This window comes from Microvirga guangxiensis (assembly GCF_900102135.1).
Taxonomy (GTDB): Bacteria; Pseudomonadota; Alphaproteobacteria; order Rhizobiales; family Beijerinckiaceae; genus Microvirga; species Microvirga guangxiensis.
In genome coordinates this window covers 428301-449230 of the sequence record NZ_FMVJ01000003.1, presented here as the reverse complement: position 1 = coordinate 449230, position 20930 = coordinate 428301, and the positions used below count along the sequence as shown (strand labels likewise).

Sequence of the window (20930 nt, the reverse complement as noted above, 5' to 3'; positions counted from 1 at the left end):
ATCGGTCATGGCACAGGCAGCAACGTCCGCATCCGCTCACGAACAAGGCCAGCAGCATCCAATCCGGCTTTATCTCGTAGTCTGGGCGTGGCTGTTCATCCTGAGCGCCTGTTCCTATCTCGTGGATTACTTCCAGCTCGAGGGATTTCTCCGTTATTCGCTCATCCTGCTGTTCATGCTTTTGAAAGCCGGTCTCATCATCGCCGTTTTCATGCACATGGCATGGGAGCGCCTGTCTCTGGTTTATGCCATTCTCGTGCCAATCAGCGCAGTTCTGGTCTTCGTGGCCATCATGGCGTTTGAGGCCGATCATACTCTCCTATCGAGGCTCTCGTTCTTCGCACTCGGACCTTGAAGGGGCCAATTGGGTCCGTCAATGATCCACGCAGGGAGTAGTCCATGGATTCGAGCATCGTCCTCATCTGGATCGGCGCATTGCTCATCCTTTGCGGGGTCGTCTATGGAGCGGCCCAAGCTCTCCGGGCAGGGCGGCTCAGTGATGCGAGACGCGGTCAGGCATCCCGCAAGGGGGCCAGCCTGGAACCACAACAGAGCCCGCGCTCGTTCAGCTTTAAAACCCATTGGCCCGCCTTCGTCATGATCTTGCTTGGAGGCATTCTTATTTTTACGGAAACCGCGTTCTAACGGCTTCCTTCAGACCCCGGGCAGAGCCTCCACGGAGACGAGGCGCGTCTGGGAGGCAAGGCGGATGGGTGCGTTGATGGCCCCATAGCCTTTGTAATCGCGCCGTTCGACGATCTCGAAGAAGAAGCCGCCTTCCATGGTTTTGGTATAAACTTGGAAGTACTCGGCTGCCCCCTCGCGGTCATACAGAATATCGGCCGATCGCAACCGCTCGACCTCCTCGGTCGAGAGGTCGGTTCGAACTTCGAGGTCATCATAATAGTTTTCAGGAATGGGCAAAAGCTCCACTCCATTGTTCTTCAGGTGCGCAACGGTTGCAAAGATGTCGGAGGTCCGAAGGGCAATATGCTGCACGCCTGACCCGAAGAGTTCGTTCAGGAAACGGGACGACAGAGTGCGCTGACTCTGGGAGGCGTTGAGAATCAATCGGAGAGATCCGTCGGTGGTTTCGATTGCTTGGCTTTGCACTACGCCGCCGGGGTCGATCACGGTCTGAACCGGCGTCTTCTGCACATCCAAAAGAGAGGTGTAGAATAGAAGCCAAGTGAGCATCTCCTCGTAGTGCATTGATTGGGAGACGTGATCGACATCGGTCAGGCCCGCTCCGATAGGTTCATTAGAATCGACGGGCTCAAAATCGACGTCCCATAGCCGGTCGAGTCCGGTCTTATGATCCACGAAATAGAGCAGGCTTCCGCCGAGACCGCGAACTGCAGGAATATTCATCTCCCCTGGTCCGACCGGTTGCTGGAAGGGCTGATCGAGAAGCGTGACGGCTCTGTCGACAGTTGCGGGAGCATCGCTAACGCGCAGTCCGAGAGCGCACACAGAGGTTCCATGCGTAATGTTGAATGAGTGCGCAAACCCTTCCTTATCGGCATTCAGGACGATGTTGATATTTCCTTGCCGCCAATGTGTCACAGCTTTAGATCGATGAATGCCGGCCTTGCGAAATCCCAGACCGCTCAGGGTCCTCTCAAATCCTCCCGCACCGCGTTCATCTACGGCGAATTCGATGAACTCGACGCCGGAGCAAACGGCTTTGGGCGGGACGTCCGGCAGGCTTGGTATCCCCGCCCCCGTCTGCATGCGAAGTTCATCCAGCATGGCGATGAGCGAGCGGTGCCCGTCGATGGCGACACTACGCGCGGAACCTGCCCTGAAACGGTCGTTGAAGATCTCCAGTGACAGCAGCCCATCAAATCCGGTGCCATGGAGTGCAAGCATGAATTCATCGACCGGAAGATCGCCCTGCCCCGGGAAGCAGCGGTAGTGCCTGCTCCAAGACAGATAGTCCATGCTGAGCTTCGGCGCATCCGCCATCTGCACCAGAAAAATTTTCTCCGGAGGGATCGATCGGATCGCCGATAGATCCGTTCCTCGGGCGAGAATATGAAAGGAGTCGAGCACCAATCCAACAGATGGGTGGTTCGCTCGCCTCACCACCTCCCAGGAATCACGATAATCATGAATGTGGCGCCCCCAGGAGAGAGCCTCGAAAGCCACGCGCATGCCTCGCCTTGCCGCGCGTTCGCCAAGCTCGTGGAAGTCAGCGGCGGCTCGCTCGACACCGCCGAGGGGATCCGGCGAGACATTGCTGCAGATCATCAGCAGATCGCAGCCGAGTTCTTGCATGACATCGAACTTGCGCTCGGCTCGGGCGAACACCTTCGAGCGCTGTGGCTCAGGCATGCCTTCGAAATCGCGAAACGGCTGAAAAGTGATAATCTTGAGCCCAAGATTTTCGATCATGCGCCTCGCATCGGCGGGCGTCCCATTAAAGGAGAGAAGATCGTTTTCGAAAATCTCGACACCCTTGAACTGGGCGGCTGCTATGGCTTCCACCTTCTCGGCCAGGGTTCCGCTCAGACAGACTGTTGCAATGGCGGTTTGCATGCTCTTGGTTCCAGTTTCCTCGGAGTTCTTGGAGAGCGATGCCGATTGGGCCCGCTCCTTTATGTGATCGTGCCTGTGGCTAGCGCGTGCTCGACTCCACCAGCGACGTGGCGTGTCAGAACTTCGCACGCTCGCGCGGAATCCCTCTGCAATGCGCATTCCATCAGAAGCCTGTGCTCCTCGGACGCGATGTCACCGCGATAGCTCAAGGCAATCATCTGATAGCGAAGATACTTGTCGAAGACGGATGCATGTGTGTCGATCAGCATTTTCGACCCGCAGGCCGAGATCAGTGCTTGGTGGAATTGCCAATCGTATTGTTTCCATTCTTCGGTATGGCTGCGATCTCCCGAGGCCATGAGCTTTTCCATGCTCGCTAGTCGGTAATGCGCGGCGACAACACGCCCCTCCCACTCCATGTCGCCTGCGCGAAAGGACTGCTCCAGGGCACGACATTCCAGTAATTGGCGGAGCGATGCTATCTCCCGCAGGTTCGCGATGGAGACGGGAGCAACCTCAAACCCCTTCTGGCCCTCGGCAACGACGAGTCTTTCGGATGAAAGACGGTTGAGGATCTCCCGAAGCGTACTGACGCTTGCGCCATAATCGGATTTCAAGCGCTCGAGCTTCAGCTTCCTGCCGGGCGCAAGGCGCCCGAACACAATATCTGTCCTGATCCTGCGGTACGCGCTTTCGCCAATACCGTGAAGCTGCGGACTCATCTGCATGTCGTTCATCGCAGAGCCCCGCTGTTCAGGGTATAATCCACACACTCGTTCACATGAAGGCTGAGCACCTCGCAGGCTCGCTCGGCATTATGCGTCAAAGCGCATTCCAGCAGGAGCCTGTGCTCTTCCGCGGCGGTCTCCCCGCGAAAGACGACCGCCACCATCTGGTAACGGAGATACTGGTCAAAGACACTGCCATAGAGATCGAGGAGGGTTTGCGATCCGCAGGCCTCGATCAAGGTTTGATGGAACTCGCGATCATATCGCTTCCAGAGTTCCACCCCCTCGGTTTCACCCGCCAACATCCGCCGCTCCATGGAGGCGAGCTTGTAGTGGGAAGCCACAACCCGGCTTTCCCACTCGAGGTCACCAGCTGCGAACGACAGGGGCAGGGCATAGCTTTCGAGGAGCAGCCGCATGGCCGACACATCCTGCAACCCTTCCGGGGAGACGGGGGTCACGCGAAATCCCCGCTGCTCTTCAGCGATCACCAGCCCTTCCGATGAGAGGCGACTGAGGATTTCCCGTACGGTGCTGATGCTCGCACCATATTCTTTCGCCAGACGATCGAGACGGAGCCTACCGCCCGGCTCAAGGCGGCCGAACACGATATCGGCCCGGATCCGGTCATAAGCCCGGTCAGCGATAGATGTTGCCAGCAACTCAATGCTCATACCGCCACGCTCGCCAAAGACTCCAGCCTCAACTTCGACATCAGAGAATATCCAAAATATCAGATGATTTCAAAAAAGCCTATTGATTCCCTTCCTATCCAAGCAGATAGTTCGCTTAAGACGCAAAAATGCGCGCCACTATCAGGAGAGGAAACCATGTCACTTAACATTCATCGTCGTTTATTCATGGCTGCCAGTGCGGCCGTCGTAGCCTGCGGCATCGCCGGGCCTGCCCTAGCCCAATCCGCGCAGAACCTTCGCTTCTCGGCTGTCTTCTCCGAGCAGGATATCCGCGCTCAGATGATGAAGCGCTTTGGGGAGGAGCTCAAAGCTCAGGGGTTCAATCTGCAGCCTTATTATGGTGGAACCCTGTTCAAGCAGGGCACCGAGCTCGTGGCCATGCAGCGTGGCAATCTGGAAATGGGCAACATCGCACCCCAAGATATTTCCAACCAGATCCCGGCCTGGTCAATTGTGACATCCGCTTATCTCTTCCGCGATGCGGATCACCTGAAGAAGGTGTTCGCAAGCGATGTGGGGCAGCAACTCAAGAAGATGGCGTCCGATCAGCTGGGCATTCACATTCTGGGACCAACTTATTTCGGCGCCCGTCACGTGGGCCTGAAATCGAACAAGAAAATCAACACTCCTGAGGATCTCGCCGGTATCAAGCTGCGCATGCCGGGTGGGGACGCCTGGCAGTTTCTTGGGCAATCCCTTGGCGCCAACCCTACGCCCATGGCCTATGCCGAGGTTTACACCGGACTTCAGACAGGCGCCATCGACGGACAGGACAATCCGCTTCCCAACGTAGAGAACATGAAATTCTACGAGGTGATGTCGCAGATTGCTCTGACCTCGCATCTCGTTGGCTTCGATGTTCTGGCCGTGTCGAACAAAGTCTGGAATGCCATGTCGCCTGAGAAGCAGGCTGCGTTCCAAGCCGCTGCAGACAAGGCAATCGAGTGGAGCACGCAAGAGCACCTGAAGAAAGAGGCAGAGCTCGCGACCTTCTTCAAGGGCAAGGGGCTTGAGGTCTATACGCCGGACCAGAAGGCCTTCCGCGATTACGCGCAGAAGAAATACCTGGCTTCCGACCTTGCTAAGAGCTGGCAGCCGGGCATGCTCGACAAAATCAACGCTATGTAAAGTAAGCCTTGAGACGCCGGAACGCAACGTTCCGGCGTCTTCTCACTCACGCCGCATCATTCGGGGAGCATATCGCGCTCCCGCATGAGGTTCCTGCCATGCCTGGTCATATGCGATCACTCAGCCTGTGGCTGGCCCGCCGTGCTGAAAACATAGCTGCCGCCATGTTGGCGGCCATGTTCCTGGCCTTCATTCTCCAAATCGTTTTCCGTTATGTCTTCGGCCTTCCTATCGGGTGGACCCATGAGATCAGCGTCATCCTCTGGGTATGGCTCGTATTATGGGGCGCAGCCTTCGTAATCACGGAACGTGAAGAGATCCGCTTCGACATCATCTACGGGTCGGTCGGCTCAGGTGCGCGACGGATCATGTGCATCATCACGGCCTTTGTCCTCATCGCCCTTTATAGCATCTCGTTCCCGGCAGTTTTCGATTACGTGAGCTTCATGAAGGTCGAAAAGACCGCTTACCTGAAGATCCGGTTCGATTATCTTTTCTCGATCTATATCCTTTTCGTGATCGCTACGATCGTTCGATACATCTGGCTCGCATGGCAGGCGATGCGTGGCGTTGCGCCGGATGAATTCGACCCTGTTAAAGCGAGTTCCGGCGTATGAACCTTGCAAGCCCCTTCTCGCTCGCCCTTGTCGCAATCACTGCCCTTGCCTTCCTAGGATTGCCAATCGGCCATTCGATGATTGCCGGATCAATTCTCTACCTGTTCCTCGCTGGGCAGGATATGGGCACTGCTGCCGAGCAGCTCTTGAACGGCATGTACTCAAACTACGTCATTTTATCGGTCCCGCTTTTCATTCTGGCTGCCGAGTTCATGAACATCGGCAGCATGACCGACAGGCTTATGACGTTCTGCAACGCTCTCGTCGGGCGCTTCCGCGGCGGCCTTGCCCATGTCAACATTCTCCAGAGCATCATCTTTGCCGGCATGTCCGGCTCCGCGATCGCGGATGCGGCAGGCACCGGCCGCATGATGCAGGTGATGATGACACGCGATGGGAGGTATACGCCCAGCTATGCGGCTGCGCTCACGGCTGTTTCCTCCGTGATTGGGCCCATCATTCCGCCATCCATTCCGATGGTTCTCTACGCCCTGGTTTCGGACGCCTCCATCGGATTTTTGTTTCTCGGCGGCGTCATTCCAGGATTGCTGATGGCGTTGAGCCAAATGATAATCGTGGCCATCACGGCCAAGCGCAGGAACTTCCCGGTTGAAAAGCCTGTTCCCTTGCGCAAGATCCCAAGGATCACCTGGGAGGCCTTTCCCTCTCTGATGATGCCCGTCGTGCTTCTCGGCGGCATCTATAGCGGCGTCATGACGCCTACCGAGGCGGCTGCGGTCGCCGCCGCCTACGCGCTCCTCATATCGGCCGGGCTCTATCGCAGCGTGAGCTTGCGAGACTTCTACAAGTCGCTCGCTGTCAGTGCCAGAACGACGGCCTCCATCGGCATGCTGATTGCAGGCTCGCTCGTGTTCAACTACGTCATCACCATCGAGAACATCCCGGAAGGCGTGAAAACCCTGCTCTCGACCTGGGATCTGTCTCCAGTCGGCTTCCTGATCCTCGTCAATGTTCTGCTTCTGCTTCTGGGATGCGTGCTCGAGGGAACGGCGATTCTCCTCATCGTCGTACCGGTCTTCGTCCCGACGGCTCAGGCGCTAGGGATCGACCTTGTGCATTTCGGAGTGGTGGTGGTCGTCAACATCATGATCGGTTTGATCACGCCGCCCTACGGTCTCCTCCTGTTCATCATGGCAAATATCTCGGGCGAGCCCCTGCGGAATATCGTCAAGGACACATTGCCGTTCCTTTTCGCCATGATTGTCGCTCTCGGCGTTCTCACCTTCATCCCTGAAACTGTTCTCTGGCTGCCACGAATGTTCGGATACCAGGGGTGACATCTTCACATCCCAGAAATGCATAGCGATGACCAAATCCATCTACATTCTCAATGGCCCCAACCTGAACCGCCTGGGAACCCGCGAGCCCGAAATTTATGGTCGGGCGACCTTGGTCGATGTTGAAAAACTGTGCCGGGATGCTGCCTCCGGGCATGCTATCGTTTTCCGGCAATCCAATCGCGAGTATGAGATCATCGATTGGATCCATGAAGCCATCGATGAGGGCAGCGGGATCATCATCAACCCGGCAGCATTCACTTTTACATCCATGGCCATCATGGACGCTTTAAAGATGTTTCCAGGCCCTATTATCGAGCTGCACATCTCAAACATTCACAAGCGTGAGCCGATCTATCACAAGTCCTATGTCTCACCCATTGCAACGGCGGTCATTGCAGGTCTTGGTACGGATGGCTATCCGATAGCAGTCAAAGCGATGCTCGGCATGATCGACAAAACGGCTGCGAGCGCCAAGCGATGACCGATGTGCCATCAACGGCTACAGCGGAAACCGCTATGCAGAAGGTTTATGCTTGGCCTTCTGTTTTGGTTGGCTTGGTTGGGGCTGGCATCCAGGCGTCTCGTACGCCCCTCCTTCATGAGCGCGAAGGAGCGCTGCATGGCCTGCGCTATATTTATAAGCTTATAGACCTCGAGGTTATGCATCTCGATGCCAGCGCCTTGCCAGACATCCTCACGGCAGCACAGCGCCTTGGCTTCTCCGGCCTCAACATCACCCATCCCTGCAAGCAGGCGGTGATCCCGCTGCTGGACGAACTGTCGCCCGATGCAGCTGCCCTTGGCGCGGTGAACACAGTCGTTTTGAAGGACGGCAAGCGCGTCGGTCACAACACCGATTGGTGGGGATTTGCTGAGAGCTTCAAGCTCGCTCTGCCGGACGTCAAAAAGAACCGCGTAGTTCAATTCGGAGCAGGTGGCGCCGGAGCAGCCGTGGCACACGCTCTGCTGACCTTAGGTGTTGACGAAGTGATCCTCATAGACACGCATGAGGACCGCGCTCAAACCCTCGCGCGCTCCTTGCATGAGCGGTTCAGGGCCCGCGCTTCCGCAACAACGGACTATCCCGCTGCTTTGAAAACCGCCGATGGCATCGTGAATACAACGCCGCTGGGAATGGAGAAATATCCCGGCATGGCCTTCCCTGCCGAGTTCTTGCGCCCTGATTTATGGGTCGCTGACATTGTCTACTTTCCCTTGGAGACTCAATTGCTGCGCGAGGCTAGGGCTCGCGGCTGCCGAACCATGTCCGGCGGCGGCATGGCTGTATTCCAGGCTGCCGGCGCCTTTCGCCTTTTTACCGGCCTTGAGCCGGATGCTGCTCGCATGACCCAGCACTTCGAGGGAATGTGAAGGTTAGCCGACGGAACCGACTCAGCAGATTATCGAAGCATCATGGAACTAAGCTAAAGGCCTGTTTTCTTCGATTAGCTGCTTAGCTGGGCGTGGAATTCTGATGTCATGGAAAAGATGCCTGGCTTGATCGGGCGTGACATCAAAGAGATGCCTCTGCAGGCAGAGGAGCACTGGTTTGTGGATGCGGGGTTCAGATGCCCTCTGATGAACCAGAGCCCCTGCATGGAGCACTCCTCTTGGTCGTCGCCCGGCGAAGGAGGGATGTTCTTGCGGCCAAGCTCCGCGTTGATGGGCATGGAACAGAAGCCATGAGAATCTTTCATAAGTGGAACCGCCGACTTCATCATGAGGTTTAAGCATAAGCCAAGCCTGTCCGGCTGGCGCGTATGGAAGAGGTTTGGTCCCCGATGGCAGATAATCCGGCAGTTCAGCGATCTGGTTCTCCCCAATCCCCTTCAGTGATCGCAACCATGGCCGCGGTTGTGGCCGGTTGGGCTCTTGTCAGGCTGGTTGCCGGAGGGGAGCGCCAGCGGTCGCCTGTTCCACGGCACCCCGGGTCGCGGAGCCCAAGCCAGGCTGGGGCGCAAAGGGACACGGGATTTACCGAGAAGCGGCATGCCGACCCAAATTCTGCAGCACGTGAAGGCGGCCGTGGGCGTGAAGCTGAGACGCCAACCGAAATTCCCGCTCGGGGCTGGAAGGACATTCTCTGGCGCACCTATGAGGAATTCGGCAAGGATAGGGTCACTTCGGTTGCCGCAGGCGTCACTTACTATGCTCTGCTCGCCATCTTCCCCGCCATCGCCGCCCTGGTCTCCATCTACGGCCTGTTTGCCGATCCCGGGACGATCCAAGAGCATCTCAATACGATGTCGGGCGTCTTACCTGGCGGTGCATTGGAGATTATCGGGGAGCAAGTGACGCGCATCGCTTCGCAAGGAGGGGGTGCGTTAGGCTTCAGTTTCATCTTCGGACTTGGCCTCTCGCTTTGGAGCGCCAATGCCGGCATGAAGGCGGTGTTCGATGCCCTCAACATCGTGAACGACGAGGAGGAAAAGCGCAGCTTCATCGCCCTGAACCTGACTTCTCTTTCTTTCACATTTGGCGCCATTCTGTTCATCCTCTTCGCTCTGGGCGGCATCGTCGTGTTGCCGATCGTCCTGAACTTCATTGGCTTGGGTGAGGGAACCGAATGGCTTGTATCGCTCCTGCGCTGGCCTGTTCTTCTCGTCGGCGTGACTCTTGGATTGTCCCTGATTTATCGCTTCGGCCCAAGCCGGGACAAAGCGGAGTGGCGCTGGGTAACACCGGGAGGCATCGTCGCGGCTGTGCTCTGGGTCGCTGTGTCGATGCTCTTCTCGTGGTATGTCGCTAACTTCGGCAGCTATAATGAAACCTACGGCTCTCTCGGCGCAGTCATTGGTTTCATGACTTGGATCTGGCTATCAAGCATCGTCGTTCTGCTGGGTGCTGAGATCAACGCGGAAATGGAACATCAGACGGTCAAGGATACTACGGAAGGCGTACATCAGCCCATGGGCGCACGCGGCGCCAAGATGGCTGACACAGTCGGCGTTGCGAAAGCCTGATCCTCTTGGTGATCATGAGAGGCGCCCTGCGGGGCGCCTTTTTCCTTAAGCATGCTATTTTGGACCTCTAAAATTCATGTTGCCTCAGTAATTCTCCTTTTGCGGTAAACCTCAGAATCGCTAGTCAACGCGACATACAGAGGCGACCCAAGAAGCCGGCTCCGCTACGGTAAAGATGCGTCTAGGCTTGCCCATTCATGAAAGCGACCGCTACGTCAGACTGATCGCAACGCGACCGAACCGTTTCGACAAGCCCCTAGACCTTGGCTGTTTTCGCCTGACTTTCTGCAACATAGCGCATGCGAGCCACGCTGTCGGGTTCAAGGCCATTGGTCGCGCACCATCGGGAAAAGGATGATGGCTCGATCAGGATGCGCTCGATCTCCAAACCAGCCTGAATGCCGACACTTTCATTATTTTCTGCAGCGGCGAGCCATTGCTCGTAGGACGGAGCAAGATTATGGCGGTCGGCCATCATGTTGCGAATTTCGGCGTAGTCGTTTCGACTATACCAAGGAAGGCCAATCTTTCGCTTTGCTTCCGTCACGCGATATCTTCCATTGGTTAGTGCATCGAGCCCTTGGAGAACTTCAAGGGCTCGATGTCATTCTGTCTTTCAGCTCAAAAGGTAGAGCGCCGCCGGTACTGCTGCCAGGAGACCGGCGGATGTGAACAGCATGAGACGATGATCCGGATTGGCGATGCGGCGCACTTTCCGGGCAGTTACTTCCGCTTCCATGCTCCAGCCATTCATGCAGGAACACAGAAGCCGATGGGCGGAACGTTCCGACAAATCGAAGTATTCCATGGCGTCGCCGAGCCGGTCGCCCCTGAGGCCATCTGCCCGCAGAATGGGATCCTCGAAAGCTACAGTAATAGGAGACTCGTCGGACCTTAACTCAGGTCTTTTCTCCTCAGGCGTGAACTCGATTTCGCCCAGTGAGCGCAGCCGCCGTTTCGGCTGGCGCTCCAACAATTCGGCCCAACGGTCAAGACGCTCACGCCGGGACAGGAAACCTTGCTTGAACTCAAGTACCTCAGCAACGCCACGCAGTGTCTCTACAGGCTTGTGTTCCATCGGTGTTCTCCGCAATGGGAGCCTGCCCTAAAACCAAGGCAAGCCCTGGGAGAGTGATGATGGAACGAGTCGTAGGCTTTTTTACGTCATGAGAACTCAGAAGAGTGTCTCATGCGGGTGAGACACATGTTCCTGGAAGATGGCGCCTGTCGAGGCTTCCACCTCTTTGAGCACGACATCATAGCCCCATAGGTTCGCGATCATCTGGAGGACACGTTGCGCATCGTCCTTATGCAGCAGCTTCCGGTTGAGGACATGATGATGAAGAATGAGACGCCGGTCGCCGGCAAGATCCACGTCGGCCACCTGGATGTCCGGATCGCTCCAGCCTACATCGTATTGGCGGGACAGCGCGCGGCGCACGCGCCGGTATCCCCGCTCGTCGTGAATGGCTTCGACAAGCAGCTCGGGCCGATCCGGATCATCCAGCAAGTGGAACAAGCGCCATTGCCGCATCAATTGCGGACTCAAGAACTGGGAGATGAAGCTCTCATCCCGATAATTCGTCCACACATCGCGCAGAACGCCCATCGCGTCGTCGCAGCCTGCAATGTCAGGAAACCACTCCCGGTCCTCGGCAGTCGGCTGCGTGCAGATACGCTCGATGTCCTGCATCATTCCGAAACCTAGAGCGTAAGGATTGATGCCGCCAAAATGCGGATCGTCGTATTCCGGCTGACGCGTGACATTGGTGTGGGACTGGAGGAATTCCAGAAAGGCTCCGTCGCTGATCTGCCTCGTCTCATGAAGGCGGGTCATGATGCGGTAATGGCAATAAGTCGCGCATCCCTCATTCATGACTTTGGTCTGACGCTGCGGATAGAAATACTGCGCAATCTGTCGAACGATACGCAGGATCTCACGCTGCCAAGGCTGGAGGCGGGGCGCGGATTTCTCAAGGAAATAAAGGATGTTCTCCTGGGGCAGTTCCAGAAGAGCTCGCCGGCGTTCGTCACTCAAGGCAGACTTGGGAGCCTTGCCCTTGGAGGGAAGTGTCCGCCATAGATCATTGAAGGTCTGCTCCTGGTGGATCTGCCGTTCGCGCTCTCGCCGCTCTTCCGAGCGAAGATCCGGCCGCTTCTTGCGCGGATAGCGGTGCACCCCGTGCGACATGAGAGCGTGAGCTGCATCGAGTACCTTCTCGACAGCGTTCTGCCCATAGCGCTCCTCGCAACGGGAGATGTAGCTTTTGGCAAACTCCAGATAATCGAGGATGCCATCGGCGTCAGTCCATTCCTTGAACAGGTAATTGTTCTTGAAGAAATGGTTATGGCCAAAAGCCGCATGGGCGATCACCAAAGTCTGCATCGTCGCCGAGTTCTCCTCCATGACATAGGAGATGCACGGATTCGAATTGATGACGATTTCATAGGCCAGGCCCATAAGGCCCTGTCTGTAACCAGACTCATGCGTGGCGAAATGCTTACCGAACGACCAGTGCTTGTAGAATAGCGGCATGCCGATAGACGCATAGGCATCCAGCATCTGCTCAGCCGTGATCACCTCGATCTGATTAGGGTAGACATCAAGCCCCAGTTCGCCGAGGGCGATCCTCTCGATGGCGTCGTAGACACGCTGGATTGCGCCGAAATCCCAGTCCGCTCCATGAAAGAGCAGCATGTCTTCCCGTATCAAGCTCATGGTATCTTCGCCTCGACAGCATCGCGGCGGCGAAACAGCTCGCGGAAGACGGGATAGATCTCCCGGCGGTGGTTGACCTTGCGCATGGCGATGTTGGAGCCATCGTCCTGCAGCGTCTCATATGTCTGCCATAGGGCTGTCTTATGGTTGATGAACCCTGCCTGCATCCGGTCATGATCGCTGCCCACCTCGAGATAGGCATAGTATTGGCAGGCCGGCAGGATCACATCCCTCAACAGGGTCGCACTCGTCGCTCCGTCATTGGGCGAATTGTCTCCGTCCGATGCCTGTGCGGCATAGATATTCCAGTTCTCCGGCGGATAGCGCTCCGTGACAATCCGTTCCATCTCACGCAAGGCGGAAGAGACCACGGTGCCGCCTGTTTCCGGAGAATGGAAGAATGTGTCCTCGTCCACTTCCTTCGCCTCATGAGTGTGGCGGATGAAGACGATCTCTACGTGCTTGTAGCGACGGGTCAGGAAAATATAGAGCAGCATGTAGAACCGCTTGGCGAGATCCTTCATATGCTCTGTCATGGAACCGGACACGTCCATGAGGCAGAACATGACCGCTTGAGCCACGGGCCGGGAGACAGGCTCGAACCGGCGATAGCGGAGATCCAGAGGGTCGATGTATGGAAAGCGCCGTGTCCGCTGCTGCAACTCCTCCAGTTTCTGCCTCAGTTCCAGCAGCTTGTCGCTTTCACCATCTTTCTCGAGAAACGCGATCTCCTCTTCGAGCTTCAGCAGGTCGCCAGGTTTCGGGCGCCGCATGGCGATCCGCCGGGACAGGGCGTTTCGCATGGAGCGCAACAGCGCCAGATTGACGGGCGATCCAGTGACGGAATAGCCAGCTCGCCGCATGCCCTGCACCTCGACCGTCGCCAAGCGTCGCTTGGCGAGATCGGGAAGCTCAAGATCCTCGAGAAAGAGGTCGATGAATTCCTCACGGCTCAGGGCGAATCGAAAGTCATCCTCCCCCTCGCCGCTGTTTCCGGCCGAGGAACCTCCGCCACCTCCGCCTGGAGGCCGATCAATTGTGTCGCCTTCGACAAATCGCTTGTTGCCCGGAAGAATGTGATCGTTCACGCCACCTTCGCCTGAGCGGCGGAAGCTGGGCTCCCGCACACCATCCGCGGGAATCGTGACTTCTCCTCCTCTTTCGAGATCGGTGATGTCGCGTTCTCCCGCCGTCTGGCGCACGGCCCGCTGAATTTGCGCTTTGGCACGGCGAAGAAAACGCTGGCGATTGGCAAGACTCTTGCCGCCGGGATTGAGGCGTCTGTCGATGATGTACATAGGAACGCCTGCTCTGCCTCCGCTTTCTGTCAGCCCGCCTGCTTCACACGCATGTACCATTCCACCAAGCGCCGCACCTGCCGCTCGGTATAGCCTCTCTCCATCATCCTCTTCACGAACTCGCCGTGCTTCTTTTCGGACTCGCTATCCTTCTTCGAGCCGAAGCTGATAACGGGGAGAAGCTCCTCCACCTGCGAGAACATGCGTCGCTCGATAACGTCGCGAATCTTCTCATAGCTCGTCCAGGAGGGATTGCGCCCGTTGTTGCTGGCCCGCGCTCGCAATGAGAATTTCACCACCTCGTTACGGAAGTCTTTCGGATTCGCGATTCCGGCCGGCTTCTCGATCTTTGTGAGTTCCTGGTTCAGAAGTTCACGGTTGAGAAGCTGGCCCGTATCCGGGTCCTTGAAGTCCTGATCTTCGATCCATGCATCGGCATAGGACACATAGCGATCGAACAGGTTCTGACCATAATCGTGATAGGATTCGAGATAGGCCTTCTGGATCTCATGGCCGATGAAGTCGGCGTATCGCGGTGCGAGTTCACCTTTGATGAACTCGAGATAACGCCTTTCGACATCCTGCGGCAGCTGCTCGCGGCGGAGCGATTGTTCGAGCACATACATGAGGTGAACCGGATCGGCTGCCACCTCGATCGTGTCATGGTTGAAGGTCGCCGCTAGAACCTTGAACGCAAAGCGGGTCGAGATTCCGTCCATCCCTTCGTCTACACCGGCCGCGTCCTTATATTCCTGCAGGCTACGCGCGCGCGGGTCGACCTCGCGAAGACTCTCGCCATCGTAGACCCGCATCTTCGAGTAGAAGTTGGAGTTCTCATGAGCGCGCAAGCGCGACAGAACCGAGAACCTTGCCAGCATCTCCAGCGTAGCGGGGGCACATGGGGCATTCGCGAGTTCAGAGCTGCGGATCAGCTTCTCGTAGATTTTCTGCTCTTCGGTGACCCGCAAGCAGTAGGGAACCTTGATCACATAAATGCGATCAATGAACGCCTCGTTGTTTTTATTTGATTTGAAGCTCTGCCACTCGGCTTCGTTGGAATGCGCCAAGATGATTCCGGTGAATGGGATGGAGCCGATATTCTCCGTCCCTACATAATTTCCTTCCTGCGTCGCCGTCAGGAGTGGATGAAGCATCTTGATCGGGGCCTTGAACATCTCGACGAATTCAAGAATGCCCTGATTGGCTCGGTTGAGGCCTCCTGAATAGCTGTAAGCATCTGGATCGGCCTGAGAGAGGGTCTCGAGCTTGCGGATATCCACCTTGCCGACAAGGGATGAGATATCTTGGTTGTTCTCATCACCCGGTTCTGTCTTGGCAATGGCAATCTGGCGCAGGCGCGACGGATTGATCTTAGCGACTCGGAACTTGGAAATATCGCCTCGAAACTCATCAAGTCGCTTGATGGCCCAAGGGCTGAGAAGATTGGTCAGCCGGCGGGTAGGAATTCCATACCGCTCCTCCAGCGTAGCGCCCATCTGCTCTGGATCGAACAGCCCCAACGGACTCTCGAAAACAGGGCTGATCTCGTCTCCTGCCTTGAGCACGTAAATAGGATGCACTTCCATCAGCGCCTTGAGACGCTCGGCAAGGGAGGACTTGCCGCCTCCCACAGGGCCAAGAAGGTAGAGGATCTGCTTGCGCTCTTCGAGGCCCTGCGCTGCATGACGAAAGAAGCTCACGATCATCTCGATCGTTTCTTCCATGCCGTAGAATTCGGAGAAAGCCGGATAGACGCGGATCGTTCGGTTCATGAAGATGCGTCCATAGCGCGCATCCCTCGACGTATCGACGAGTTCCGGCTCGCCGATCGCCGCCAGAATGCGCTCTGGAGCGCTGGCATACATCATGGGGTTGTCGCGGCACCCTTCTAGGTATTCCGCAAGGGACATCTCCGCCTCGCGGCGGCTCTCGTAAGATTTCAGAAAACTCGAGAACAGGTCGTCGGAGTGATGCATGGCGCCACCGAAATCAGATCCCTCTCAGAGACAACGATTCTGCACCGCTAAGGTTGCCCAAACCATGTGGTGCGATGATGCGTCAGAACGGCCTATGGCAGTTCCCCTCCTCGACATCTGCGGCTTGCGCGATACGATCAGGACGCCTGGATCTGCAAGGAAGCATCCTTGTCGTTAGCGAACCGTCTTTCCTACCTAGCCTCGCGGATTGCCGCTAGCACGGCAAGTTAAAGTTTCTTTTGAGCACCGATTTCTGATGTGCCGCGTTGCCGCCTCCTCGAAGCAGCATCTGCTCTCTAGCTCACCAGGACCTTCATTAAAGAGGTAGTTCGTCAGACGGTGAAAACCAGAAGCACACAGAATAAATTTTGATGATGTATTGTTACAAACGCGGATGATAGCCCAATCCCTTCAAGTTCATGGCCGGTCAAACGCCGCACTCATTGACGAGGCACTCGCCTAACCTATGGTCTGCTGCAGCAGAAGGCTGACACCTGCCAGACCTCTTACCCTGCAACGGAGAATCCCGTGATTAAAGCATTCGGTTATGCCGCCCAGGACGCAACGACGCCGCTCGCCCCTTTCAGCTTCGAGCGCCGTGAGCCCCGCGAGAAAGATGTTCAGATTGAAATTCTCTACTGCGGTGTCTGCCATTCCGATCTTCACACCGTTCGCAGCGAATGGGGCGGCTCGCTCTATCCCAGCCTGCCTGGTCACGAAATCGTGGGCAGAGTCACTCGGGTCGGAGATGGAGTTCAAAAATTCAAAGTCGACGATCTTGTCGGCGTTGGCTGCATGGTGGATTCCTGCCGGACCTGCAGCAGTTGCCGGGAAGGCCTCGAGCAATATTGCGAGGTCGGGTTTACCGGCACCTACAATGGTCCTGAGCAGGGCACCGGCGCCAACACTTATGGCGGCTATTCCGATGTGATCGTGGTGGATGAGAGCTTTGTCCTGCGCGTTCCTGACAATCTCGATCCTGCTGCTGCGGCCCCGCTTCTCTGTGCCGGCATCACCACCTATTCTCCTCTCCGCCGCTGGCGCGTTCAAGCCGGACACAAGGTCGGCGTCGTTGGGCTCGGTGGCCTCGGGCATATGGCCGTCAAGCTCGCCCGAGCCATGGGCGCGCACGTAGTGCTGTTCACCACCTCACCCAACAAGCGAGAGGACGCCTTGGCGCTCGGCGCGCACGAGGTGGTGGTATCCAAGGACAAGGAAGCCATGGCGGCCCACCTAAATAGCTTCAACTTCATCCTCGATACCGTCGCAGCCCCGCACGATCTCGATTCCTATCTCGTGCTTCTCGCCCGGGACGGCGCCATGGTGCTGGTCGGCGCCCCTGCCGAACCTCACCCGGCCACCACCGTGTTCAACCTCATCATGAAACGGCGCCAGCTTGCCGGCTCCCTGATCGGCGGTATTGCCGAGACGCAGGAGATGCTCAATTTCTGTGCTCAGCACAGGATTACGTCCGAGATCGAGATGATCCCGATCCAGAAGATCAACGAAGCCTACGAGCGGATGCTCAAGAGCGACGTCAAGTATCGCTTCGTGATCGATATGGCCTCGCTGAAGCAGGAAGCCGCCGCTTAAGCCTCGATCACCCTAAGCGGTCGCGGCAAACGGAGAACGAATTCGGCTTGCCGCGGCCGTGCGGTCGCTCGGCCCTCGCTGTCGCCTTTATCGCAGCCGGCGGAGGGTTATCTCGTCTTCATATCGGCCGTCATCGCCCCATGAAATGGCCTCGGTTACCCCAGGAACAAGACAAGGTTCCTGCCGGTTAACGGCCAAGGCAATACAGGCCCACATCGTCGATGTCGGCGGCAGGAAACGGCGTAGGGAATGTTCTCCGAAACAGGGCGGCTTCTCAAGACTGCATTCGAAGGGTGGTGGAACGATCGCGCCATGAGTCTAGGGGCGTCGATCGCATTCTTCACGGTCTTTTCCTTAGCTCCCATGTTGCTCGCAGCTATTGCCGTCGCAGGCCTTGCCTTCGGGAGAGAAGCAGCGCAGGGCGCCATCGTCGGGGAACTCGGGGGCCTGATCGGGACGAATGAGGCCTCTACTTTGGAAGGCATGATTGCCAGTGCCAGCAATGTTGGATCGGGCATCGTCGGAACGACGGTCGGTATTGTCACTTTCCTGCTTCTGGTTACCGGCGCAGTCATCGAACTGCAGGACAATTTGAACATCATCTGGAAGGTGAAACCGCCAGAGACCTCCGGAGTCATCAACTTCTTCAGAACACGACTGGTCAGCTTCGCCCTGGTTCTAGGGATCGGCTTTCTGCTCCTCGTCTCGCTGATCATCGATGCCGGCTTGTCCGCTGTTGGAGCCTATATCGAACCCAACTTTTCCGGCGCGACAGCGATCCTGCGCTTTCTCAACAGCCTCGTTGCCTTCGTGATCGCAACGTTCCTTTTTGCCATGATTTTCAAGCTCTTGCCGAACGTGAATATTACATGGGGTGATGTTTGGACCGGTTCTCTGGTGACGGCGCTCCTTTTCACGCTCGGAAAGTTTCTGATCGGGTATTACCTCGGCAAGAGCAACATCGCCTCAAGCTATGGTGCGGCGGCGTCCATCATCACGATTCTGCTCTGGATTTATTATTCGTCTCTGATCCTGCTGTTCGGCGCAGAATTCACGAAAGCCTATGCCGAAAGTCGTGGAAGCCAGAGCGGGACGAGGGGCGGCACCCCAGAGAAAACGAGCCGGCTTTGAACCGGCTCGCTTGATCTCAACCTATGCTTTTCATTCAGCCGCCTGGCGAGTTGCGGGAGTCGTGGGCACGTTGCGCATTCCGCCCAAAACCTCTTCGGCCGAGGCCTTGTAGTTCTTCACCGAGCTGGTCCACTGGCCCCACACGGTTGGATCGATCTTGTCGCCGTTGTTGCCAAGATTCTGCAACCGGCGCTTTTCATCGTCCGTCAGAACCTGCTTCGGCAGTGGCGGCATGTTGCGGACGTCGTCCGCCGTGACGCCAATCATATCCCCGACCCGCTTGCCGTAATCGTCATGGACCATCAGAAGGTGCCAGACCATGCGTTCCTGCACATCGCGTTCGCATTGCCCGAGCAAAGTGCCCATGTTGAGAACAAGGTCGTCCCGCTCCCAGTCCATCATGGTGCAATAGCGTCCGCGTGCATGGATGTAGTCGTTCCGGCGCTCGATGACACTGCGGGTCAAACGCCCGCGAACCTCCGGAGGGTTATTCGGCTCCTCACGGGAAGACTCGTGCAATCCGTTATGGATCGAAGGCTCATAGTTCACATGCGGGTTCTGCCCGGGAGCGAGATCGCGGCGATACGACATCTGCCCGCCGTTCAGATTTGTGGCGACTTTGGCATTCTTCGCATGGTTTACGGGCAATTGCAGATAGTTGGTGCCGACCCGATAGCGTTGGGTATCCGAATAAGAGAAGGTACGTCCCACCAGCATCTTGTCGTCGGAGAAGTCGAGCCCGTCCACCAGCACGCCCGTACCCATGGCGATTTGTTCGTTCTCATTGAAATGATCCTGAACATTGCGGTTGAGCGTCATCACGCCGACATGGCGCAGGGGGAAATCCTTCTCCGGCCAGATCTTGGTATCGTCCAGGGGGTCCCAGTCGAGCTCCGGGTGATCATGGTCTTCCATGATCTGGACATACATGTCCCATTGCGGGTGCTCGCCCCTTTCAATGGCCTCGAATAGGTCCTTGGAAGCCGAGCCGAGATCCTGACCCTGCACTTTGGCTGCCTCATCTGCCGTCAGACTCGCCAGGCCGCAGCGTGGGTGGAAGTGATACTTCACCAGCACCGTATCGCCCTGGGCATTGACCATCTTGTAGGTGTTGACGCCAAAACCCTCCATATGCCGGTAGCTGGCCGGAATGCCACGCGGGCTGAACAGGTGCGTCAGCATGTGCATGGATTCAGGCGTCTGGCTCATGAAGTCGAAGATGCGGTTCGGCTCCTGGCGGAACGTGACCGGGTCAGGCTTGAGGGAATGGATCACATCCGGAAACTTGATGGCATCACGGATGAAGAAAACGGCCAAGTTGTTTCCGACCAGATCCCAGTTTCCATCCTCCGTATAGAACTTCACGGCAAAGCCGCGTGGGTCACGCGCCACTTCCGAAGAATCGCGTCCGCCGATCACGGTCGAGAACCGGATCGCGAGCGGCGTCTTCTTGCCGGCTTCCTGGAACAGCTTGGCACGAGTGTATTTGGAGGCAGGTTCGTCGCCGATCTTGCCGGTGGCTTCGAACTCTCCGTAACAGACGAAACCGCGAGCATGAACCACTCGCTCGGGGATCCTCTCACGGTCGAAATGGGTGATCTTTTCTAGGAACTGATAGTTTTCCAGCGTTGCCGGACCGCGCGCACCGACGGTGCGCTGCGACTGATTATTGGCGATGGGATGTCCCTGCCGGTTCGTCAGAACCTGATCCGGGGCCCCGGACGCTTGTGACTTTCCAGTCTTGGGTTCTTTTGACTTGTTGGCCATCTGGTTCTCCCTTTCCGATGCGGACAATGCTTGGGCTACGAGCCAACACGCGGCACCGCCGCTGGTTCGCAGCTTCGAATGAAAGGGATACCTGATGCAGGAGGCAGGAAAGGAAATAGGAGAAGGGGGTTTGCTACACCCACTCCCGATCAGTCGAACATACGCTCGCCCTGCTCGTCGATGATCTGTCTGCCTTTGACGATGGCGAAGGCTGTTGCATCGGCCTTGCTGGGATGCGTCTCCGCCCGCACGAAGCGATATTCCTTCACGCCAGCCTCGAAATCCTTCTCGATTGTCCCGGCTGTTTGAAACTGCCCCCTGGAAGGGTAAGGATCGGGACGGATGCGGAAGCCTTTGTATTCCACAGCTTCGGCTGCAGATTTGCCTGCATCGTCACGCTCGCCCGCCCCGGCAAAACGGGTCCAAAGATTACTGAAGAAGGAAGCCATGACACCACCGGAACAACTGAATGA

General features: G+C 57.0%; 20 protein-coding genes. 10 read left to right on the top strand and 10 right to left on the bottom strand.

Annotation, left to right across the window (positions count from 1 at the left end):
- Nucleotides 1–7: 7 nt before the first annotated feature.
- Together BLP10_RS05670 and BLP10_RS05665 are read left to right on the top strand one after the other, a co-directional pair.
- On the top strand, nucleotides 8–355 hold the full coding sequence (locus BLP10_RS05670) for a cytochrome C oxidase subunit IV family protein (RefSeq protein ID WP_091131480.1): 348 nt from the start codon (nucleotides 8–10) through the stop codon (nucleotides 353–355).
- 44 nt (nucleotides 356–399) lie between these two features.
- On the top strand, nucleotides 400–645 hold the full coding sequence (locus BLP10_RS05665; protein WP_091131476.1) for a hypothetical protein: 246 nt from the start codon (nucleotides 400–402) through the stop codon (nucleotides 643–645).
- A gap of 9 nt (nucleotides 646–654) precedes the next feature.
- Here the strand turns inward: BLP10_RS05665 and BLP10_RS05660 are convergent, their stop codons facing one another.
- The 3 genes from BLP10_RS05660 to BLP10_RS05650 are packed head-to-tail and all read right to left on the bottom strand — an operon-like array spanning nucleotide 655 to nucleotide 3943.
- Complete coding sequence (locus tag BLP10_RS05660) at nucleotides 655–2541, bottom strand: bifunctional sugar phosphate isomerase/epimerase/4-hydroxyphenylpyruvate dioxygenase family protein (RefSeq protein ID WP_091131473.1); 1887 nt, start codon at nucleotides 2539–2541, stop codon at nucleotides 655–657.
- 59 nt (nucleotides 2542–2600) lie between these two features.
- Nucleotides 2601–3269, bottom strand: coding sequence for a GntR family transcriptional regulator (locus tag BLP10_RS05655; protein WP_091132115.1), 669 nt, complete (start codon nucleotides 3267–3269; stop codon nucleotides 2601–2603).
- A 5-nt stretch (nucleotides 3270–3274) separates the two neighbouring features.
- The gene (locus BLP10_RS05650; RefSeq protein ID WP_091131469.1) at nucleotides 3275–3943 is read right to left on the bottom strand and encodes a GntR family transcriptional regulator; all 669 of its coding nucleotides are present in this window, start codon (nucleotides 3941–3943) and stop codon (nucleotides 3275–3277) included.
- A gap of 156 nt (nucleotides 3944–4099) precedes the next feature.
- Between BLP10_RS05650 and dctP the strand changes: the two genes are divergently transcribed.
- The 6 genes from dctP (at nucleotide 4100) to BLP10_RS05615 (ending at nucleotide 9973) form a co-directional block, all read left to right on the top strand.
- Complete coding sequence (gene dctP / locus BLP10_RS05645) at nucleotides 4100–5092, top strand: TRAP transporter substrate-binding protein DctP (RefSeq protein ID WP_091131465.1); 993 nt, start codon at nucleotides 4100–4102, stop codon at nucleotides 5090–5092.
- 98 nt (nucleotides 5093–5190) lie between these two features.
- Entirely contained in the window at nucleotides 5191–5709 is a 519-nt protein-coding gene (locus tag BLP10_RS05640; protein ID WP_091131462.1) for a TRAP transporter small permease, read from the top strand.
- A complete protein-coding gene (locus BLP10_RS05635; protein ID WP_091131457.1) occupies nucleotides 5706–7007 on the top strand; it encodes a TRAP transporter large permease in 1302 nt (433 codons plus the stop codon). Before BLP10_RS05640 ends, BLP10_RS05635 begins: the two co-directional genes overlap by 4 nt.
- 28 nt (nucleotides 7008–7035) lie before the next feature.
- Nucleotides 7036–7491 (top strand): type II 3-dehydroquinate dehydratase, encoded by a 456-nt coding sequence (locus BLP10_RS05630; RefSeq protein ID WP_091131453.1) that lies wholly within the window; start codon nucleotides 7036–7038, stop codon nucleotides 7489–7491.
- Between the two features lie 35 nt (nucleotides 7492–7526).
- Entirely contained in the window at nucleotides 7527–8381 is an 855-nt protein-coding gene (locus BLP10_RS05625; RefSeq protein WP_091131450.1) for a shikimate dehydrogenase, read from the top strand.
- 410 nt (nucleotides 8382–8791) lie between these two features.
- The gene (locus BLP10_RS05615; RefSeq protein WP_091131442.1) at nucleotides 8792–9973 is read left to right on the top strand and encodes a YihY/virulence factor BrkB family protein; all 1182 of its coding nucleotides are present in this window, start codon (nucleotides 8792–8794) and stop codon (nucleotides 9971–9973) included.
- 256 nt (nucleotides 9974–10229) lie between these two features.
- Here BLP10_RS05615 and BLP10_RS05610 read toward each other — a convergent pair whose 3' ends face one another.
- The 5 genes from BLP10_RS05610 to BLP10_RS05590 all read right to left on the bottom strand — a co-directional run bounded on the left by BLP10_RS05610 (nucleotide 10230) and on the right by BLP10_RS05590 (nucleotide 15966).
- The gene (locus BLP10_RS05610; RefSeq protein WP_091131439.1) at nucleotides 10230–10520 is read right to left on the bottom strand and encodes a hypothetical protein; all 291 of its coding nucleotides are present in this window, start codon (nucleotides 10518–10520) and stop codon (nucleotides 10230–10232) included.
- A gap of 69 nt (nucleotides 10521–10589) precedes the next feature.
- Nucleotides 10590–11051 (bottom strand): hypothetical protein, encoded by a 462-nt coding sequence (locus BLP10_RS05605; RefSeq protein ID WP_175493791.1) that lies wholly within the window; start codon nucleotides 11049–11051, stop codon nucleotides 10590–10592.
- 96 nt (nucleotides 11052–11147) lie between these two features.
- Nucleotides 11148–12692: a SpoVR family protein gene (locus BLP10_RS05600; protein WP_091131435.1), complete on the bottom strand. Its 1545-nt coding sequence runs from the start codon at nucleotides 12690–12692 to the stop codon at nucleotides 11148–11150.
- Nucleotides 12689–13990 carry a YeaH/YhbH family protein gene (locus tag BLP10_RS05595; protein ID WP_091131431.1) on the bottom strand — a complete coding sequence of 434 codons (1302 nt, stop codon included), beginning with the start codon at nucleotides 13988–13990 and terminating at the stop codon, nucleotides 12689–12691. The genes BLP10_RS05600 and BLP10_RS05595 overlap by 4 nt, the downstream gene beginning before the upstream one ends.
- A 29-nt stretch (nucleotides 13991–14019) precedes the next feature.
- Nucleotides 14020–15966 carry a PrkA family serine protein kinase gene (locus tag BLP10_RS05590; RefSeq protein WP_091131428.1) on the bottom strand — a complete coding sequence of 649 codons (1947 nt, stop codon included), beginning with the start codon at nucleotides 15964–15966 and terminating at the stop codon, nucleotides 14020–14022.
- Nucleotides 15967–16494: 528 nt separating this feature from the next.
- Between BLP10_RS05590 and BLP10_RS05585 the strand changes: the two genes are divergently transcribed.
- Nucleotides 16495–17559, top strand: a complete 1065-nt coding sequence (locus BLP10_RS05585) for an NAD(P)-dependent alcohol dehydrogenase (RefSeq protein WP_091131425.1) — start codon at nucleotides 16495–16497, stop codon at nucleotides 17557–17559.
- A gap of 249 nt (nucleotides 17560–17808) precedes the next feature.
- Nucleotides 17809–18690 (top strand): YihY/virulence factor BrkB family protein, encoded by an 882-nt coding sequence (locus BLP10_RS05580; protein ID WP_091131424.1) that lies wholly within the window; start codon nucleotides 17809–17811, stop codon nucleotides 18688–18690.
- Between the two features lie 30 nt (nucleotides 18691–18720).
- Here BLP10_RS05580 and BLP10_RS05575 read toward each other — a convergent pair whose 3' ends face one another.
- Both BLP10_RS05575 and BLP10_RS05570 read right to left on the bottom strand, forming a co-directional pair.
- Nucleotides 18721–20457, bottom strand: a complete 1737-nt coding sequence (locus BLP10_RS05575; RefSeq protein ID WP_091131421.1) for a catalase — start codon at nucleotides 20455–20457, stop codon at nucleotides 18721–18723.
- Nucleotides 20458–20606: 149 nt separating this feature from the next.
- Nucleotides 20607–20906 (bottom strand): HlyU family transcriptional regulator, encoded by a 300-nt coding sequence (locus tag BLP10_RS05570; RefSeq protein ID WP_091131418.1) that lies wholly within the window; start codon nucleotides 20904–20906, stop codon nucleotides 20607–20609.
- Between the last annotated feature and the right edge of the window lie 24 nt (nucleotides 20907–20930).

Coding starts and splice junctions, on each gene's coding strand:
- BLP10_RS05580 (WP_091131424.1), top strand. CDS start 17,809: ATGTTCTCCGAAACAGGGCGGCTTCTCAAGACTGCATTCGAAGGGTGG.
- BLP10_RS05575 (WP_091131421.1), bottom strand. CDS start 20,457: ATGGCCAACAAGTCAAAAGAACCCAAGACTGGAAAGTCACAAGCGTCC.
- BLP10_RS05655 (WP_091132115.1), bottom strand. CDS start 3,269: ATGCAGATGAGTCCGCAGCTTCACGGTATTGGCGAAAGCGCGTACCGC.
- BLP10_RS05660 (WP_091131473.1), bottom strand. CDS start 2,541: ATGCAAACCGCCATTGCAACAGTCTGTCTGAGCGGAACCCTGGCCGAG.
- BLP10_RS05670 (WP_091131480.1), top strand. CDS start 8: ATGGCACAGGCAGCAACGTCCGCATCCGCTCACGAACAAGGCCAGCAG.
- BLP10_RS05615 (WP_091131442.1), top strand. CDS start 8,792: ATGGCAGATAATCCGGCAGTTCAGCGATCTGGTTCTCCCCAATCCCCT.
- BLP10_RS05630 (WP_091131453.1), top strand. CDS start 7,036: ATGACCAAATCCATCTACATTCTCAATGGCCCCAACCTGAACCGCCTG.
- BLP10_RS05635 (WP_091131457.1), top strand. CDS start 5,706: ATGAACCTTGCAAGCCCCTTCTCGCTCGCCCTTGTCGCAATCACTGCC.
- BLP10_RS05595 (WP_091131431.1), bottom strand. CDS start 13,990: ATGTACATCATCGACAGACGCCTCAATCCCGGCGGCAAGAGTCTTGCC.
- BLP10_RS05640 (WP_091131462.1), top strand. CDS start 5,191: ATGCCTGGTCATATGCGATCACTCAGCCTGTGGCTGGCCCGCCGTGCT.
- BLP10_RS05665 (WP_091131476.1), top strand. CDS start 400: ATGGATTCGAGCATCGTCCTCATCTGGATCGGCGCATTGCTCATCCTT.
- dctP (WP_091131465.1), top strand. CDS start 4,100: ATGTCACTTAACATTCATCGTCGTTTATTCATGGCTGCCAGTGCGGCC.
- BLP10_RS05650 (WP_091131469.1), bottom strand. CDS start 3,943: ATGAGCATTGAGTTGCTGGCAACATCTATCGCTGACCGGGCTTATGAC.
- BLP10_RS05600 (WP_091131435.1), bottom strand. CDS start 12,692: ATGAGCTTGATACGGGAAGACATGCTGCTCTTTCATGGAGCGGACTGG.
- BLP10_RS05625 (WP_091131450.1), top strand. CDS start 7,527: ATGCAGAAGGTTTATGCTTGGCCTTCTGTTTTGGTTGGCTTGGTTGGG.
- BLP10_RS05570 (WP_091131418.1), bottom strand. CDS start 20,906: ATGGCTTCCTTCTTCAGTAATCTTTGGACCCGTTTTGCCGGGGCGGGC.
- BLP10_RS05605 (WP_175493791.1), bottom strand. CDS start 11,051: ATGGAACACAAGCCTGTAGAGACACTGCGTGGCGTTGCTGAGGTACTT.
- BLP10_RS05590 (WP_091131428.1), bottom strand. CDS start 15,966: ATGCATCACTCCGACGACCTGTTCTCGAGTTTTCTGAAATCTTACGAG.